This window comes from Microcoleus sp. T3_B1 (assembly GCF_036700445.1).
In the GTDB taxonomy this organism is placed as follows: Bacteria; Cyanobacteriota; Cyanobacteriia; order Cyanobacteriales; family Microcoleaceae; genus Microcoleus.
This window is the reverse complement of the sequence record NZ_JAUBOX010000086.1, coordinates 13,128-30,016: the sequence shown is the minus strand read 5'-3', so window position 1 is coordinate 30,016 and position 16,889 is coordinate 13,128. Positions and strand designations below refer to the sequence as shown.

Annotated in this window: 14 protein-coding genes; 8 read left to right on the top strand and 6 right to left on the bottom strand. The window is 45.7% G+C overall.

Annotated elements, in window-relative coordinates; genetic code table 11:
• The first annotated feature begins 227 nt into the window (after positions 1–227).
• Entirely contained in the window at positions 228–3,623 is a 3,396-nt protein-coding gene (locus QT990_RS29900) for a DEAD/DEAH box helicase (RefSeq protein ID WP_333145312.1), read from the top strand.
• A 135-nt stretch (positions 3,624–3,758) separates the two neighbouring features.
• Positions 3,759–4,586 (top strand): SWIM zinc finger family protein, encoded by an 828-nt coding sequence (locus QT990_RS29895; RefSeq protein ID WP_333145314.1) that lies wholly within the window; start codon positions 3,759–3,761, stop codon positions 4,584–4,586.
• Positions 4,587–4,737: 151 nt separating this feature from the next.
• Here the strand turns inward: QT990_RS29895 and QT990_RS29890 are convergent, their stop codons facing one another.
• Both QT990_RS29890 and queG read right to left on the bottom strand, forming a co-directional pair.
• Entirely contained in the window at positions 4,738–5,376 is a 639-nt protein-coding gene (locus QT990_RS29890; protein WP_333145315.1) for an HAD-IA family hydrolase, read from the bottom strand.
• 306 nt (positions 5,377–5,682) lie between these two features.
• Positions 5,683–6,618, bottom strand: coding sequence for a tRNA epoxyqueuosine(34) reductase QueG (gene queG / locus QT990_RS29885; protein WP_333145316.1), 936 nt, complete (start codon positions 6,616–6,618; stop codon positions 5,683–5,685).
• 278 nt (positions 6,619–6,896) lie between these two features.
• Here queG and QT990_RS29880 point away from each other — a divergent pair, with 278 nt between their 5' ends.
• A complete protein-coding gene (locus tag QT990_RS29880; protein ID WP_333408574.1) occupies positions 6,897–7,859 on the top strand; it encodes an orange carotenoid protein N-terminal domain-containing protein in 963 nt (320 codons plus the stop codon).
• A gap of 340 nt (positions 7,860–8,199) precedes the next feature.
• Positions 8,200–8,634, top strand: a complete 435-nt coding sequence (locus tag QT990_RS29875) for a nuclear transport factor 2 family protein (protein ID WP_333466106.1) — start codon at positions 8,200–8,202, stop codon at positions 8,632–8,634.
• Positions 8,635–9,157: 523 nt separating this feature from the next.
• Here the strand turns inward: QT990_RS29875 and QT990_RS29870 are convergent.
• The 3 genes from QT990_RS29870 to rsmH form a co-directional block, all read right to left on the bottom strand.
• On the bottom strand, positions 9,158–9,580 hold the full coding sequence (locus QT990_RS29870; RefSeq protein WP_333104293.1) for an anti-sigma regulatory factor: 423 nt from the start codon (positions 9,578–9,580) through the stop codon (positions 9,158–9,160).
• Between the two features lie 513 nt (positions 9,581–10,093).
• The gene (locus QT990_RS29865) at positions 10,094–11,767 is read right to left on the bottom strand and encodes a SpoIIE family protein phosphatase (protein WP_333145320.1); all 1,674 of its coding nucleotides are present in this window, start codon (positions 11,765–11,767) and stop codon (positions 10,094–10,096) included.
• Between the two features lie 562 nt (positions 11,768–12,329).
• Positions 12,330–13,232, bottom strand: a complete 903-nt coding sequence (rsmH, locus tag QT990_RS29860) for a 16S rRNA (cytosine(1402)-N(4))-methyltransferase RsmH (protein ID WP_333145321.1) — start codon at positions 13,230–13,232, stop codon at positions 12,330–12,332.
• Between the two features lie 57 nt (positions 13,233–13,289).
• Between rsmH and QT990_RS29855 the strand changes: the two genes are divergently transcribed.
• From QT990_RS29855 to QT990_RS29840, 4 genes are read left to right on the top strand one after another with little or no spacing between them, the layout of a single operon-like run.
• Positions 13,290–14,474 (top strand): NAD(P)H-quinone oxidoreductase subunit H, encoded by a 1,185-nt coding sequence (locus tag QT990_RS29855; RefSeq protein ID WP_333145322.1) that lies wholly within the window; start codon positions 13,290–13,292, stop codon positions 14,472–14,474.
• A 40-nt stretch (positions 14,475–14,514) separates the two neighbouring features.
• The gene (locus QT990_RS29850; protein ID WP_333145323.1) at positions 14,515–14,793 is read left to right on the top strand and encodes a type II toxin-antitoxin system HicB family antitoxin; all 279 of its coding nucleotides are present in this window, start codon (positions 14,515–14,517) and stop codon (positions 14,791–14,793) included.
• Entirely contained in the window at positions 14,793–15,020 is a 228-nt protein-coding gene (locus tag QT990_RS29845; RefSeq protein WP_333145324.1) for a type II toxin-antitoxin system HicA family toxin, read from the top strand. The genes QT990_RS29850 and QT990_RS29845 overlap by 1 nt, the downstream gene beginning before the upstream one ends.
• Positions 15,021–15,055: 35 nt before the next feature.
• Positions 15,056–16,291 (top strand): class I SAM-dependent methyltransferase, encoded by a 1,236-nt coding sequence (locus QT990_RS29840; protein ID WP_333145325.1) that lies wholly within the window; start codon positions 15,056–15,058, stop codon positions 16,289–16,291.
• Between the two features lie 21 nt (positions 16,292–16,312).
• Here the strand turns inward: QT990_RS29840 and QT990_RS29835 are convergent, their stop codons facing one another.
• A complete protein-coding gene (locus tag QT990_RS29835; RefSeq protein WP_333145327.1) occupies positions 16,313–16,888 on the bottom strand; it encodes a hypothetical protein in 576 nt (191 codons plus the stop codon).
• Position 16,889: the final 1 nt, after the last annotated feature.

The window sequence follows — 16,889 nt, the reverse complement described above, 5'->3', positions numbered from 1 at the left end:
CTCCCCAACAATCAGGGGGAGTAGGGGGTATGCGAGGGGGATCGAGATATGTGCAACTTCACATTAAATTGGTATAAGGTGTGCGATAAGTACCTAAATATAAAGGTTCTACCTAATTCCTATCTGGCTCAAAATTTCCTCGGTTTGTTTTAAATAAAATTTTCATAAATTCCATATAAATGCTGTAGTCAACCTCGCACTTAAATACAAATATCAGGGTAAAAAAAATGGCAATTTTACACGGCAGTTGGCTCCTAGAGAAGGAAAAAAGTTGCTTATTTATTTGGGGAGAAACTTGGCGGAAACTTGGGGCAATTGAAACCCTAGAATCGGGGAGGAATTTACCGCATCCCTTAGCAATGACAGAATCTGAATTTAAGATTTTCCTAAATTCCTTGCAACAGTCGGGAAAACTAAACTGGCAATTACCGGAAACCGCAGAAACTCCACCGGAAAAAAGCAAAAAAACTAGGCGATCGCCCAAAACTCCCAAGGAAGAAATCAGCGCACCCAACTCCTCAATTCAAAGGGAAATTCGGGCGATCGCACTTCCCACCCAAATCTCAGAATCGAACGCAAGTTTGATGCCGCAGCACTCAGCAGCAGCACTTGATGAGGAACCCGCTAAAACCGAGGAAATTTACCTTTATCCCTGGCAAGTCGAGGGTTTTTGTCTCAACCCTCAAGCAGCTTTTGTTTTCTTGCAATCACTACCGCTTAACAGCACGGAACCAGACTCTTTTGTCGGCTCTGATTTGCGTTTTTGGTCTCATATTGCTAGGTGGAGTTTGGATTTGTTGGCAAGATGCAAATTCTTGCCTGGATTGGAGAAACAGTCCGACGGTTCTGCTATTGCCAAATGGCAACCGCTGTTAGATAGTTCTACAGACATACTCCGCCTCAGCACTTTTGTCAAGCAAATGCCGACGGCTTGCAGAACATATCAATCGAAGGAAGAAGGAAGTTCGGCAACGGATTCTGTAACGGATGTAACGGATGTAACGGATGTAACGGATGCCAGGAAGAAGGAAGAAGGAAGAAGGAAAAAGGAAGAAGGAAGAGGGAATAAGGAAGAGGGAAGAGGGGAAAAGGAAGAAGAATCCAGTCAATTACATTTAGCGGTGGATTTGCCGAGGGGGGCTGAGGAATTGGTGTTAGGCTTTTTGAGCAGTATTGTAGATAGTCAAGTGCGATCTGCTGGTAGCTCTACTTTAGACATCAAAGCAGTTTCTCCTGTGCGCGACTGGCTGCAAGCTTTGCAGCAGGAATCTGGGAGAGTTCAAGTAGAAACAACAGCATTGGAAAACTTGGCAACCAAGCTGAGTGCTTGGACTGCACCGCTGCAAAACCAATTATCTCAACAAAGTCAATTTCGCACTTGCTTTCAACTCATACCGCCGTCTCCTGGTAAAGCCAACTGGAGTTTAAATTATTGCTTGCAAGCTGCAGATGAAGCGGAATTTTTGGTAGACGCGACAACTGTTTGGAACAACTCAGTCGAGCGTTTGGCTTATGCGGGGCGGACAATAGAATTGCCTCAAGAAACTTTGCTCAGCGGCTTGGGTTTAGCCTCGAAACTTTATCCGTTAATTGAACCGAGTTTGCAAGCACAGCGGCCTCAATCTTGCCAATTAAATCCGCTGCAAGCTTACGAGTTTATTAAGTCTGTAGCTTGGCGGTTTGCTGATAGCGGGTTGGGCGTAGTTTTGCCGCCGAGTTTGACAAAGACGGATGGTTGGGCGAGTCGTTTGGGTTTGAGCATTCAAGCGGAAACTCCGAAAGTGACTCCGGCGAAAGGCGGGTTGGGATTGCAAAGTCTGCTAAATTTTAAGTGGGAATTGACGATCGGCGGACAGCGCCTTTCTAAGGCAGAATTTGACAGATTGATTGCGTTGAATTCGCCTTTGGTGGAAATTAACGGCGAGTGGGTGGAGTTGCGCGCGCCGGATGTGAAAGCTGCTCAAACTTTTTTTGCCAGCCGCAAAGAGCAAATGACTCTTTCTTTGGAGGATGCTTTGCGTTTGGCGTCGGGCGATTCTCAGATGATCGAGAAATTGCCTGTGGTTAATTTTGAGGCTACGGGTCAACTTCAGGAATTGTTGAATACTTTGAGCGATAATCAAGCGGTAAGTGCGATCGCAACTCCGGCTAGTTTCCGAGGACAATTGCGGCCTTATCAAGCGCTAGGAGCAGGCTGGTTAGCATTCTTAGAACGCTGGGGTTTGGGCGCTTGTCTCGCGGACGATATGGGACTTGGTAAGACCATCGAGCTAATTGCTTTCCTTGTGCACTTACAGGAACAAGATGCCCTAGAAGCGCCAACATTACTGGTTTGTCCGACATCGGTATTGGGCAATTGGGAGCGGGAAGTCAAGAAATTTGGCCCGACGCTAAAAGTGTTAGTTCACCACGGAGACAAACGCGCTAAAGGAAAAGCATTTGCAGCGGGAATTAAGGGAAAGGATTTAATAATTACCAGTTACGCGCTGGTGTTTCGCGATGCGAAGGAATTTCAAGGCATTAAGTGGCAAGGATTGGTTTTAGATGAAGCGCAAAATATTAAAAATTCCGAGGCTAAGCAGTCGCAAGCGGTGCGGCAAATCGAGGCATCTTTTAGAATTGCGCTGACAGGGACTCCGGTGGAAAATAGACTGCAAGAATTGTGGTCAATTTTGGAGTTTCTGAATCCTGGCTATTTGGGGCCGCGCAATTTCTTTCAGCGCCGATTTGCAATTCCGATCGAGAAATACGGCGATAGGGAATCTTTGCAGACTTTGCGATCGCTCGTTCGGCCTTTCATCCTCCGCCGCCTGAAAACAGACAAAGAAATCATCCAAGATTTGCCCGAAAAACAGGAGATGACTGTATTTTGCGGGCTGGCAAATCAACAGGCGGTATTATATCAGAAAATAGTCGAAGAGTCAATAGCTGAATTAGACTCAGCCGAAGGTATTCAACGCCGGGGAATGATTCTGGCTTTGCTGGTAAAACTCAAGCAACTTTGCAACCATCCGGCTCTTGTGAAAGCAGAAGCTAAGCCGAAAGAATTGGAGATTAAGAGTCAGGAATCGGGGAAATTGCAGCGGTTGGTGGAAATGTTAGAAGAGGTGCTCGCTGAGGGCGATCGGGCTTTAATTTTTACTCAATTTGCCGAATGGGGAAAACTCCTGAAACCTCATCTAGAGCAGCATTTAGGGCGAGAAGTTTTGTTCTTGTACGGAGGAATTCGGCAACAGCAGCGGGAAGAAATGATCGATCGCTTCCAGCACGACCCCCAAGGCCCGCCGATTATGATTTTATCTTTAAAAGCAGGCGGCACAGGTTTGAACTTAACCAGAGCAACCCACGTTTTCCACTATGACAGATGGTGGAATCCCGCAGTAGAAAATCAGGCAACTGACCGCGTATTTCGCATCGGTCAAACTCGCAACGTGCAAGTCCACAAATTTGTCTGCACAGGTACGTTAGAGGAGAAAATACACGATATGATTGAAAGTAAGAAAGCTCTAGCCGAACAAGTTGTCAGCGCCGGGGAAAACTGGCTCACCGAACTCGATACAGACCAACTTCGCAATTTACTAATCCTCGATCGCAATGCTATCATAGAAACGGAAGAAGAATAATATGATTAATTACCAATTCCCAACAGCACGACACGGATGTCACGGATACACGGATAGCTGTTTTTTCCTTTCTGACTCCAGCATCCTAATTACCAATGCCCAAGGCCCGATGCCCAATTCCCAATTCCCAAATAAATGATTGACAGAGAATGGTGGACACAACAGTGGTTAGATTTAATCAATACCTACCGCTTCAAAAAGCGCTTAGAACGTGGCTGGCAATACGCGCGCGAGGGTAAAGTTCTCAGCATTAAATTTCCCAATCAAGAAGTAATTGCCATAGTTCAAGGAACCGATCCAAAACCCTATCAAGTTTCTTTAGGACTCGACACATTGAGCGATGAAGATTGGGATTATGTGATTGAAAATATGTCGCAAAGAGCAGTTTTTTCAGCTAAACTGTTAGCAGGAGAAATGCCGCACAATATTGAAGATGTATTTGCAGCAGCGGGCAAAACGCTATTTCCGTTAAGTTTATCTGATATTCGATCGCGCTGTAGCTGTCCTGACCCCCAAAACCCTTGCAAACACATCAGTGCAGTATACTACTTATTGGGCGATCGCTTCAGTGAAGACCCCTTCGTACTCTTCCAACTGCGCGGAAGAACTAAAGAGCAAATATTGACCGCACTCCGCCAAAGACGGGGTAAGGAAGGAGAGGAAAATACCCAGCTAAACAAGGGTGAAAATTCCCCTACTGCGAATTCTAAATTGCCGAAGGTCGATCGCTTTTGGGAATACAATCAGCAGCTAGAATCATCTTTAGTAGTCATTGTTCCGCCGCCCAGCAGCGAAACAGTATTAGATATCTTAGGCCCAATTCCCCTCGCAACCGACGGAAAAGGAACGGCTAGCAAATCCTCGCCCGCATCAGACGCCCTGAAGCAGCATTTTAGCAAAATCTACCAAGCAGTTAGCCAGCAAGCAGTTTTAGCAGCACTGAAACGGAGCGAAGGAGATTAACATAATTTATTCGCAGAGATGATACTAGGAAATATGGCTGATAACAAATCAGGCTTTAATACCCATTTTATTCTTTAGTCCATCTTTGGTGGAACGAGAGTTTGTCTAGAATAGATTTCAACCGACGAGTCTTACTTTTTGCAATTTCAGTTTACACTTCCCGCAAATTACTCATAATCTCTATCAATTCCTGGGGGCGTTTAATCAAAAAATCGGGATTGTGTGCAGCCAAAGCCTCCTGAGAATTAAAACCCCAACCTACAGCAATTACCTTAATTCCTGTTTTTCTAGCAGCGTCTATATCTCTAATCTCATCTCCCACGTAAACGACTTGTTTAGGATTTATATTTTCTCTTTTTAGCCAGCTATTAATAACTTTATGTTTGCCAAAAGTTGAACCAGAGTAAATAAATGTAAAAGTGTCTGGCAAACCATTTTTTTCCAGCGATGCCAAAACGTTTTCTCTGGAATTAGATGTGATTATTCCCAGTTGAAATCCCAGTGTTTTTAACTCCAGTAAAACTTCTTTAATCCCCGGAAATAATTGAATATTGGGAATTTCGGTGCGTAACTCTGCTTTCAACATTCTAATCAACAGCGGGAATTTGAAGATAGAAATGCCCGAATACTGAAGAATTTGCCAAGAAGTTAAATTGCTGAGTTGAGCGATTTGGTCTTTGGTGGCAGACTTAAAGCCTAATTCTACTGACAAACGGTTGGTGATGCTTAGAAGAATATCGATTGTATCTGCTAAAGTACCGTCAAAATCAAAAATAATTACTTTGGTCATTGGACAATAGCAAATAAGGAACGGGGAAGCATACAATTTTAGATTTTAGATTTTAGATTTTAGATTTTAAATGGGAATGATTTACTGCATAATGTATTGACTTTTAGCGATGCGTTTTAGATTTTAGATTTTAGATGGGAATGACTTACTGCATAATTTATTAACTCTTAGCGATGCGTTTTAGATTTTAGATTTTAGATGGGGGAATGACTTACGGCAGAATGTATTGTCTCTTGGCGAGCCGTAAACACCCTAGGGTTATTATCTATAGGGTAAAGTGCCTCCTAAGCACGAAATTCTCAACTTTTAAGGGTTAATTTGATTGGCTTTCGCATTTCGCCGCAGCATTTCGGGTTTTATGCGCCGCAGCGCCGAAGCGGTAAATCTGCGGTTCCATTCCTCGTCGGAAATGTCGGCTAATTCTGCAAGTGTCGGCGCTATATTTTCAGGATAAGGCTCAAAGTCGGCAACATCAGTTGGTTTAGCAAATCGCTGATTCCAAGGACAAACATCCTGACAAATATCGCAACCTGCTACCCAACCTTGTAAATTAGATGCAATTTCGTCGGGCAATTTTTCGGCTCGATTCTCGATCGTGTGATAAGCTATACATCGATCGGCATTCACCACAAAAGGCTCAGTAATTGCTCCCGTCGGACAGGCCTCAATGCAGCGAGTACAAGTACCGCAATGTTCCGTATGAGACTCATCGGGCGCTAACTCCAAATTAGTCAAGATTTCTCCCAAAAACACCCAAGAACCGTATTCGCGCGAAATTACATTACCATTTTTGGCAATCCAGCCAATCCCCGCACGTTGCGCCCACATTTTATCCTGAATCGGCCCAGTATCAGCATAATACCGCGCTTCAATTCCCTCGCCTTGCGATCGCACCCAATTTGCCAAAACCTTCAGTTTTTTGTGCAGGATTTTATGATAATCCCTTCCCCAGCCGTAGCGAGAGATTTTGGCATATTCGGAACCGCCTGGGCGTTGGTGAGGCGTGTAGTAATTGATGGCGACACATATTAAGGACTTCACCTCTGGCATTGCAGCGCGAATATCCTGACGTTTCGGGTTAGCCATCCATGCCATATCCGCCTGATAGCCTTTATCCAACCATGCCTGCAACCTTTGTGCCTCCTTGTCAGTGCCGCAGTCTACCAAGGCTATCCCGACTTTGTGAAATCCCAACTCAAGGGCTTTTTCCTTAACCAAAATGCTGCTAATTGGCGCTTTCATTTGACACCAGGCAAATATTTACCTTTTGTATTGACTATTTTGATTTTATATGATATGCAAAGCGATTTTAACGATCGGCTTCCTAAATAAACTAATTCGGCGCACAGTCTAGTGACGGCGATCGCAATTTACCAAACCATTGATCATAGTTTTATAACTCAGCTATATGTAATTTCTATTTGCAAACTTTAACAAAACGTTACATGATGTTAATTAAGGGAGCTTGAGGTTTCCTAACTCAAGTACCTCACTAAAACCACAAATCCCAAAGCATACACATGGCAGTTAGTATTCAATCAGCTCAATCTATCTTCTCGAACACCGAGATTGCGAGCGTTGTTCCGGCTACCACCGAAGCATTTTACAAACTCAGCGTTGAAGACCAACTCGCACTACTCTGGTATGCCTACACCGAAATGGGCGTTTCCATCACCGCAGCAGCCCCAGGAGTAGCCAGCATGGCGCTTGTCGAAGGCATCCTCAGCGAAATTAAGCAGATGTCGCCGGCTGCTCAAAGCAAAACCATGTTTGACCTAGCCAGCAACGCCGACACTACAATCGGTCGGATTTACACTTCCTTGCGCGTCAATACCAAACTCGGTTTCTGGTACGAGTTGGGACAGTTGATGAAACAGGGCGTTGTCGCTCCGATCCCTGCTGGCTATCAAATGTCTCCCGAAGCCACCACAGTTCTCGAAACCATCAAAAAACTCGATCCCGGCCAACAAATTACCGTACTTCGCAACACCGTAGTTCACATGGGCTACGACCCAGATTTCAGCCAAGAGTACGGCAAACGCTCAGCCCCCCGCAGCACTCCCACCGCTCCAGAAGAGCGGGTGAAAACCCAAATTGAGGGTATCAGCGAGCAGACTGTCCTCAGCTACATCGACTACATGAACGCCTTCGACTTCACCCCAGCCGTGGGTTTATTTGCTGAAGAAGGTGCCCTGCAACCACCTTTCCAAAAGCCGATCGTCGGTCGCGACGCTATCCTCAACTATATGCGGGAAGAGTGCATCGGACTGAAAATGATGCCCCAGCAAGGCGTATCAGAACCCGCAGAAGATGGCTACCGCCAAGTGAAAGTCACTGGCAAAGTCGAAACTCCCTGGTTCGGCGCGAATGTGGGCATGAACATTGCGTGGCGGTTTATGCTCGATCCCCAAGGTCAAATTTTCTTTGTGGCGATCGACTTGTTGGCATCTCCTAAAGAATTGCTCAATTTGATCCGCAAATAGAATATTCGGGTTCGGTCTGTCAAACAGACTTGGCCAGAAACCCAGATGCCTTCAGGTGTCTGGGTTTCTATCATTTTAGATTTGAGATTTTAAATTTTAGATTCAAGAATTGAAGGATGGGAAATGGCTGATGGTATCAGGGTTTACACCTTGGCTACCCTTACATTTTTTGAAAGTAATATTGATTTTGGTCGATCGCTCTGAAAGCTGCGATCGACGCTCTCCGGTTCCTCCTTTTTTCGGAGAATTATTTTCCTGGCCCTACTTATATCTTTTGAGGGATTTGCTCCGACAAAGAGAATGATTACAGTATACTCATTCATCTAAAATCACTTCTTTTATGACCGCAACAACTCGACCTATTTTAACTAGCTCTATAAAGATTGCCGGCATCACAAACCCAACGGTACTGCGATATTTTGAAACTTTAAACGCGGGCGATTTTGACGCGACGGCTAATTTATTTGCCGATGATGGGGTTCTGCACGCGCCGTTTGAAGAGCCAATTATGGGTAGCAGCTCGATCGCTACTTATCTAAAAACAGAAGCGCGAGGAATGAAGCTTGAACCCCAGCAAGGTGTCAGCCAAATTTTAGAATATGGCAATGTTGAAGTTCAGGTCAGTGGCCGGGTGCAAACTTCCGCATTTGGTGTTAATGTCGGATGGCTGTTGTTGCTCAATTCTGAGCAAAAAATCCTTTCTGTCACCGTCAAACTGTTAGCTTCTCCCCAAGAATTGCTAAATCTGCGGTCGCAGACGAAATTTGATGTTTGATAAGCTGTTTCACATTTAAATTGTCTATTTTGGTTTTACCTGTCGATCGCACGTAATAGCTAAAATCGTGCGATCGACAGGTAAATCGGCTTTTTATCGCCAGAATGAGGCAGAAACCGGGTTTTTATTCAAATCTTTGGTGAAGTGCCACTCACGGTATAAAAATCCCGTTTCTGGGGTATTTGTGCGATCGGGACTGTACCCCTACAGTCTTACAGTCTCGCCTTGGGCTGACCGAAAGCATCCAGGATACCCGCCACGTGATTCATTCCGAAAGCAGACTCAGAACCCAGAAATAAAAAACCTTTATCCGATGAAACTTGCCCCCCGAATTTATCTCGCGCAAGTCAATGCTTCAATTCTAAAATCTAAAATCTAAAATCTAAAATCTAAAATCGATTGACGATACTGCACGAAAAAGTGGCTGTCACCGCAGCGCGTGCGACAGACAGCCAAAGCGAGTCTAAAAGTGCATTGCCAATCATTAATCACTCAGGACTAATGACTAATGACTAACGACTAATTAAGATTTTTCCGGCAAACTCGCTTCCAACTTGAGACAGTTGCGACCGTCTATTTGCAAAGTGTAGTCCACCCGATCCATAAGTCTGCTCATAATCAGCCAGCCGTAGCCGCTTTCCTGTTTAGCTTCCGGCATCGGGGGATTGTAAGTATCCATTTCGTAACCTTTACCGTAATCCCAAATTTCTAAACCAATATCCCTATTTTTTAAATTCAAGCGAATTAACACGGGCAAATTGGGTTGATCTTTGTGAGCATGGCGGATCACGTTAGAATAGGCTTCTGCTAACACCAAGCGCAAACGATTCGACTGACGCGGCCAATCGACGTGCTCTCCTAGCTCTACTTCCAAACTGCTCAGCAACCAATTTTCAACAATTGTTAAAAACCGCAAGTCGCTTGGCACATGAAGCTCAGTATTCATAAAAAAATCCCGTAAGTTTGAAAACCCCTGTGTCTTCACACCAGGTATGAAACACGACGCGCCGAATGGATTCGGCCTCAATACTTGTCACTAATCGGGGGATACTAGCCTTTTCTGGTTAAAAATCAGGCATTCGTCATTTGGTATAAGGCAGAAGTTAAGAGTATAGTTGAAAACTTTTGTTATGAGTCTAAAGCCCACTAACAATTGATAATTATACCGAGACTGCAAGCAGCGAGGTATAAAAAATCTGTGTTTCAATCCTTGGCTTTTAAGAAGCGTTGGTTTTTTCTGACGAATGCCTTCTACCTTAACCCTTGACAGGTATTTAATCCCCCAGGAAAGCGATTCAGGAAACTAGCTGCGCCATCGCCGGCTAGGTTTTTTACTGTGGTTTTTGACTGTTGACGATAACGCCGTCCTTTGCAGGACTACTCTATGGGCCCTCAACAAGCAGGGCTTAAGTTTTTTCGGCGCTCACCCCCGACTATGCGTCGGGAGTCGCTGACAGATTCAAAGAACCTCCAGAGAGAGTATGGTTTGGTCGTCTTCCTGAACGGGATTGTCGGCTCGGATGTAAGCCAACAAATTGTCCAAGTTGAAAGAACCAGGTTCCTGAATCAAGAGTTGCCAAAGCCCTTCTTGTTGTAGCATAGAACGGGTTGGTACACCCCCTGCGACCGCTTCAGTCGTCACGCTAGCTTCAGTAATTCCGTCACTCGTCAGCAGAAATACATCTCCTGACTTTAATTCGATCGTACCTGCTTTGCCTCTCCAAACTGGTAGTATCCCCAAGGGAATGCCACGAGCTTTCAGGAAATTCGGCTCGGCTGGCGTTTCACCGCTAGCGGCTTGAGCTTTCACCTCCGAGTGAGACCAAACAATCGGGTAAATGTGACCGGCATTAGCAAATGCCAGGTGTCCGGTTGACGGAGTGTAACGAGCTACAACCATTGTAATAAAATGGTTGTTGCCGATCAGGTCGTCAGACATACTGCTATTCATATTGTGCATAACTCGATCGGGCTCTGGAGAAACTTCTTGGGAAAGTTCCCGACGCATCACCGAAATCGCGCTCGCCATAAATAGAGCAGCCGGAACTCCCTTACCCGAAACATCTCCCACCGCTATCCAAATATCCCCTTGGGAGTGGACGTAGACTTCAAAAAAGTCCCCACCCACTTCCCGCGCGGGATAACAGCAAGCTTGCACCCTGACAGTTTCAAAATCCGGCCAACTTTGGCGCAACAAGTTTGTTTGGATTTGGCGAGCCACTTCCAACTCGTTTTGCATCTGCTTGGCTAAATCCAGAGTGCGCTGATATAGCTTAGCTTGAGACAGGGCGAGAGCAGCTTGAGCTGCTACACCTTCTATTAACTCTATCTCTTCTGCTGACCAAGGGTTAGTGCCGCCAATCTGGGACAAAGCCAGTACCGCCAGCAATTCTTGCTGGTAAGTCAGGGGCACGGCAATCTCAACCGAGTTACCCTGCCCCCCACTGTTGGAGTTCACTTGAGTTTGGCGGGTGGCTACAGCTTGAACCAGCAAATTTTCATCAAAAGAAAAGCTACTGGCTTCAGAGGTTTGGGCTTGGTAGGGGAAGGTACTCGGCAATAGTCGATCGGTCTCTACCGGCCGCAGCATACAATAGTTGGCCTCAAAAGTTTGACCTACGGTTTGAACAATAGTTTGTACCATACTAGAGTAATCTAGCGACCCGCGAATCACGCTCATTACCTCATTGAACAGAGATTCCTTGCGTAAAGCGCGGCGCAATGCAACGCTGCGCTGCTTGTAGTATTTGTAAGTTTCTGAGGCTTGATTGATCACCAATTTGAGTTCTTCTGGATTCCACGGTTTGGTGATGTATTTGAAAACTTGACCTGAGTTGATGGCCTCAACCAAATCTTCAACATCGGTGTATCCCGTTAGCAGAATCCGAATCGTATCGGGAAATCGCTCGACTGTTTTCCCCAAAAACTCGGTGCCATTCATTTCTGGCATCCGCTGGTCAGATATAATCACCGCCATCTCGCCCTGTTCGTCTAGAACTTCCAGGGCGCTGAGGGCGCTATCTGCTTTGTAAACCTGAAAGTCGCGTCGAAACGTCCGGTACAATAAATCCAAGTTGTCGGGTTCGTCATCGACTACCATCAGTTTCAGCTTGCTTCCATCTCCCCGACTCATCTTTCTTCCCCCTTGAAAACCCCCACCATAGCTGTAATCAGCAAGGTGGCGGGAGGAAAAGGGGGGCTGGATATATGCAACATATCAGTTACGTCAAGTTGAGTTAAAGAAACCCGTTTTACCTCAAGGTGAGCATTCCTTTCGCACCATCTGTTCGCACAGATGAGAGGCTTTCGATACTGTAACCCGCCTCGGTAGGCCGCTTCAATAGGGAAAATTCCCGAGTCAGCTTTAACGCTGTGATACGAGCAATGACCTTGTTAGCAGTCGGTACTTTTCTAAACACACCAGCATTCAAAACGGCTAATTAATGCTCTGATTGCAGAGTTCTTAACTAGCTGGGCACTGTCCTCGGTGTGAATTTTAACACTTACTACTAACGCAAGTATTGCTACCTAAGTCTGGTCAACACCGGCTGTATTTCAAGCCCCACTGTACCCGGAGGGTTAGTGGTGGGTTGTTGGCGCTATTCCCTACATCTTTGCCGCATCGTACTTGATTGCAGGATGCAAGTCCTCTTAATCTCTGAACTTTTTGCAGCAAGCATATTACTACTGCCGAATCAAGCTAATCTTTCTGCCAGTCTGAGCTTAGCAGAACGAGAGCGGGGATTTCTAGCGACTTCTTCGGATTGTGGCACGATCGGCTTTTTTGTCAGTACCTGCAAATTGGGTGTTCCTCTGAGTTGGTGCTTGACTGGTCGGTCTTCGAGACTGTGAAAGGTAATGATTCCGATTCTCCCACCGGGTTTTAACCACCGTGGGGCAAGGTTTAGGAAAGTTTCTAAAGAAGCGAGTTCGGAGTTGACGGCTATCCTTAAAGCTTGGAAAGTACGGGTGGCCGGATGGATTCTGCCGTTGCGCTGCTTGGGGGGGAAGCTGGAGGCGATCGCCCCTGCAAGTTCTGTTGTAGTTTGAAAAGGACGGCTTTGCACAATCCGCCTCGCGATGCGCCGCGACAGTCGCTCCTCGCCGTACTTGTAAATAATATCTGCTAGTTTAACTTCTTCCCAGTGGTTGATAATCTCTTCTGCCGTCAAAGATTGCTGCTGGTTCATACGCATATCTAGTTGAGCTGGGTGGCGAAAACTAAATCCCCGTTCCGGTGTATCGAACTGAGCAGAGCTGACGCCCAAGTCTGCTATGATACCATCAAATTCGGCCTCTGGGGACTGATATTCAGCAAAGTTGCCGTGCCAAAACTCAACGGGCGAGTTGGCAAATCGGGCTTGGCAAAAACGGATGGCTTGTTCATCGCGGTCGATCGCCACCACTGTAACATCTGGCGCCGCCGCTAAAATCAAACTCGTGTGTCCGCCGCCCCCAAGCGTCGCGTCCAAATAGCGGCCGCCTGGACGCACAGCCAAACCCGCAATTAATTCTTGACCCAAAACTGGAACGTGATAGGTGTCAATACTGACATCCGATCCAAGGGTCTCCTTCTCAGAGAGCTCGATATCCTTCATAATCATAAAAGCCAAACAAAAATCAACAATAGCTAGTAATCATTAATTCATTTAATTATGTCAAGAATTGAGACTAGAACCGAACCGATGGTGCTCAACATGGGCCCGCACCACCCTTCCATGCACGGGGTACTCCGGCTAATCGTCACCCTGGACGGGGAAGATGTGGTGGACTGCGAGCCTGTTTTGGGCTATCTGCACCGGGGGATGGAAAAAATCGCCGAAAATCGCACCAACGTGATGTACGTGCCCTACGTGAGCCGCTGGGACTACGCTGCGGGGATGTTTAACGAAGCGGTGACAGTGAATGCACCGGAAAAGTTGGCAAATATTGCTGTCCCCAAACGGGCTAGTTATATTCGGGTAATCATGCTGGAGTTGAACCGGATTGCTAACCACTTGATGTGGGTAGGGCCGTTTTTGGCGGACGTGGGCGCGCAAACTCCTTTTTTCTATACTATGCGCGATCGCGAACCAATTCTCGACTTGTGGGAAGCAGCGACCGGTTATCGCATGGTGAATAATAACTATTTCCGCATCGGCGGAGTCGCCGCCGATTTGCCTTATGGTTGGGTAGATAAGTGCCAAGATTTCTGCGATTATTTCGTTCCCAAAATTGACGAGTACGAACGTTTAATTACCAACAATCCAATCTTCCGCCGCCGGATTGAAGGCTTGGGTACGATTTCCCGCAACGAAGCGATTAACTGGGGACTTTCGGGCCCCATGTTGCGCGGTTCCGGCGTAAATTGGGATTTGCGGAAAGTTGACCATTACGAATGTTATGACGACTTCGACTGGGAAGTTTGTACCGAAGCTGCTGGCGATTGTTTAGCCCGGTATTTAGTACGGATTCGGGAGATGCGCGAGTCGGTTAAGATTATCAATCAAGCCTTAAAAGGACTCCCCGGCGGCCCTTACGAGAATTTGGAAGCGAAGCGCTTAGAAAGCGGGCCAAAATCTGAATGGAATGGTTTTGACTATCAGTTTATTGGCAAAAAAGTGGCGCCGACTTTTAAGATTCCCAAGGGCGAACATTATGTCCGCGTTGAAAGCGGCAAGGGTGAGCTGGGGATTTATATTATCGGGGATGATACTGTGTTTCCTTGGCGCTGGAAGATTCGGGCTGCGGATTTTAATAATTTGCAGATTTTGCCTCACATTGTGCGCGGCGTGAAGATTGCCGATTTGGTGGCAATTTTGGGGAGTATCGACATTATTATGGGCTCGGTTGACAGGTAGATCCGCTGTTAGCAGTAAGGGCTTTAGTTATTAAACGAGTATGACTAAAGCCCTGACTGTTAATAATGATAGAGTAACATTTAAAGAACAAAGAGGTTGCAGAATGAATGTCAGCAAGCAAGAGTTCTACGTCATTATTGAACGAGATGAAGATGGCTATTATGTCGGGGAAGTCCCACAGCTAAAAGCCTGTTATAGCCAAGGTGAGACTATTGATGAGTTGATTGCGAATATTAAAGAAGTTATTGCACTTTGTTTAGAAGAAGAGGGTAATGAAAAATTACCTGAATTTGTAGGTATTCAAAGGGTGATGATTTAATGCCAAAACTACCAGCTTTAATAGGAAATACAGTTATTAGCGCCTTAGAAAATGCAGGCTTTCAGACGATTAGACAAAAGGGCAGTCATGTGCGAATGATCCATGCAGATGGACGGGTAGTAACGATTCCTGTCCATGCTGGCAAAACCATAGGTAGAGGTTTACTCCGCAAGATACTGCGGGATGCAGAACTCACAAGGGAAGAGTTTATAGCACTACTCGAATGATTTTGTTCAGCTTGATTAAGTGCCTCATAAAAATTATGACATCCCAGCAACCAGATATCAATGACAGCAACCCGGATCTCTGCGCTTTAATCGGCGAAAGAATTGCCGCAACTCCCCAGCAGCGTATTACTTTTGCTGAATATATGGATTTGGCATTATATCATCCGCAGCACGGTTATTACAATAGCGATCGCCCGTCGATCGGCAAACAAGGCGATTTTATCACGTCGTCTCATTGGGGTGCTGATTTTTCGGAGGTTTTGGCGGATCAGTTTGTAGAAATGTGGGAATTTCTCGTTAGCGGAGCCCTCGAAGAGGATCGCCCTTTCAATTTCGCGATCGTAGAAATGGGCGCTGGGCGGGGAAATTTTGCCGAAAATGTGCTGCAATATCTGCAACGGCAACATCCCGATTTCTTTCATATTTTAGAATACATTATTATTGAAGTTTCCCCTGGGCTCCAAGCGGAACAGCGGCAAACTTTAGCCGATATTAAGTGTGTTAAGTGGTGTAATTGGGATGAGATAGTTAATAATTCAATAGTCGGTTGTTTTTTTTCTAACGAGTTAGTGGATGCTTTGCCAGTGCATCAATTCATTCTGGAAGAAGGGCAAGTTAGGGAGATTTATGTTGCCGCAGAAACCCCAAAAAATGAACAAGAAGAGATAAAATTTGTTGAAGTAGTTGGCGAAGTTTCCACCCCTAAAATTGCCGAATATTTGGATTTGGTGGGCATCGATTTGTCGGCGAGTGCTTATGGCGATGGTTATCGCAGTGAGGTGAATTTGGCTGCTTTGGACTGGATGAGTACAGTTGCTAAAAAGTTGCAGCGGGGATATTTGTTAACTATTGATTACGGCCATCCGGCGCACCGCTATTACAATCCGAGGCGCAGGGAGGGGACGCTACAGTGTTATTATCGCCACCGATATCACAGCAATCCTTATATTAATGTGGGGCGGCAGGATTTAACGGCTCATGTTAATTTTACGGCGTTGGAAAGGCAGGGGGAATTGTGCGGTTTGGATGTGGTAGGGTTTACTCAGCAGGCTTTGTTTTTGATGGCGTTGGGTTTGGGCGATCGTATTGCTTCTCTATCAACAAATCATGCGGAAGTATTGGATGTGGCAACGTTTTTGCGGCGACGGGAGGCTTTGCATCAGTTGATCGATCCGATGGGTTTGGGCGGTTTTGGGGTTTTGGTGCAGTCGAAGGGGTTGAGGGAGGAGGAAAAGGGGAGAATATTGAAGGGTTTGATGGTGCCTGATTGATTATTTTAGATTGATTATTAACTAATTAAGCTGTTTTTTAACCGCACGAGCGATTAAAGGCGCTTTCTTTTCTAACCCTTCTAAATTAAGTTCCTTCTCTAGATACATCCGATACCACTCCTGACGTTGTTCTATAACCCATTCACTATTCTGAATCTGTAACTTTTTGAGGGTAAATTCGGCTCGGTCGCGCTGGTGGGAAGGAATCGCATCAGTCAAAATCAACTGACAAGAAGGTAGGATAATCTCAAACCAATTATCTTCTACTTCAAACGGATCGAGAATTTGTCTATCGTAAGTTCCTTTGCAGCTATTTACCCGTTGCAAAGCATAGCGATAGTTTTTCCAGTCATAAATCAAATGCCGATTTTCGGCTTTACTTTTACTCAAATAATGATCTACAGTACCCATCCGACTCGGTATGTACATAACTGAATAGCCACAAAGATTTTGGAAGTCTTTAGCTAATTGAGGTTTGAAGGTAGACCAAAAATCTTTTGGTTCTTTACCAGGATTTTTAACTAACCAATTATTGCCGGCTTGTCGCACTTGTTGCTCAAAATCCGGTGGTTCCGGTGGCGGAGTAAATCGCATCATC

Excerpts from the sequence above, each read along its gene's own strand:
- QT990_RS29890 (WP_333145315.1), bottom strand. The coding sequence starts at position 5,376 with ATGACCAAAGTAATTATTTTTGATTTTGACGGTACTTTAGCAGATACA.
- rsmH (WP_333145321.1), bottom strand. The coding sequence starts at position 13,232 with ATGAAGGATATCGAGCTCTCTGAGAAGGAGACCCTTGGATCGGATGTC.
- QT990_RS29865 (WP_333145320.1), bottom strand. The coding sequence starts at position 11,767 with ATGAGTCGGGGAGATGGAAGCAAGCTGAAACTGATGGTAGTCGATGAC.
- QT990_RS29845 (WP_333145324.1), top strand. The coding sequence starts at position 14,793 with ATGCCAAAACTACCAGCTTTAATAGGAAATACAGTTATTAGCGCCTTA.
- QT990_RS29835 (WP_333145327.1), bottom strand. The coding sequence starts at position 16,888 with ATGATGCGATTTACTCCGCCACCGGAACCACCGGATTTTGAGCAACAA.
- queG (WP_333145316.1), bottom strand. The coding sequence starts at position 6,618 with ATGAAAGCGCCAATTAGCAGCATTTTGGTTAAGGAAAAAGCCCTTGAG.
- QT990_RS29855 (WP_333145322.1), top strand. The coding sequence starts at position 13,290 with ATGTCAAGAATTGAGACTAGAACCGAACCGATGGTGCTCAACATGGGC.
- QT990_RS29895 (WP_333145314.1), top strand. The coding sequence starts at position 3,759 with ATGATTGACAGAGAATGGTGGACACAACAGTGGTTAGATTTAATCAAT.
- QT990_RS29850 (WP_333145323.1), top strand. The coding sequence starts at position 14,515 with ATGACTAAAGCCCTGACTGTTAATAATGATAGAGTAACATTTAAAGAA.
- QT990_RS29875 (WP_333466106.1), top strand. The coding sequence starts at position 8,200 with ATGACCGCAACAACTCGACCTATTTTAACTAGCTCTATAAAGATTGCC.
- QT990_RS29840 (WP_333145325.1), top strand. The coding sequence starts at position 15,056 with ATGACATCCCAGCAACCAGATATCAATGACAGCAACCCGGATCTCTGC.
- QT990_RS29880 (WP_333408574.1), top strand. The coding sequence starts at position 6,897 with ATGGCAGTTAGTATTCAATCAGCTCAATCTATCTTCTCGAACACCGAG.
- QT990_RS29900 (WP_333145312.1), top strand. The coding sequence starts at position 228 with ATGGCAATTTTACACGGCAGTTGGCTCCTAGAGAAGGAAAAAAGTTGC.
- QT990_RS29870 (WP_333104293.1), bottom strand. The coding sequence starts at position 9,580 with ATGAATACTGAGCTTCATGTGCCAAGCGACTTGCGGTTTTTAACAATT.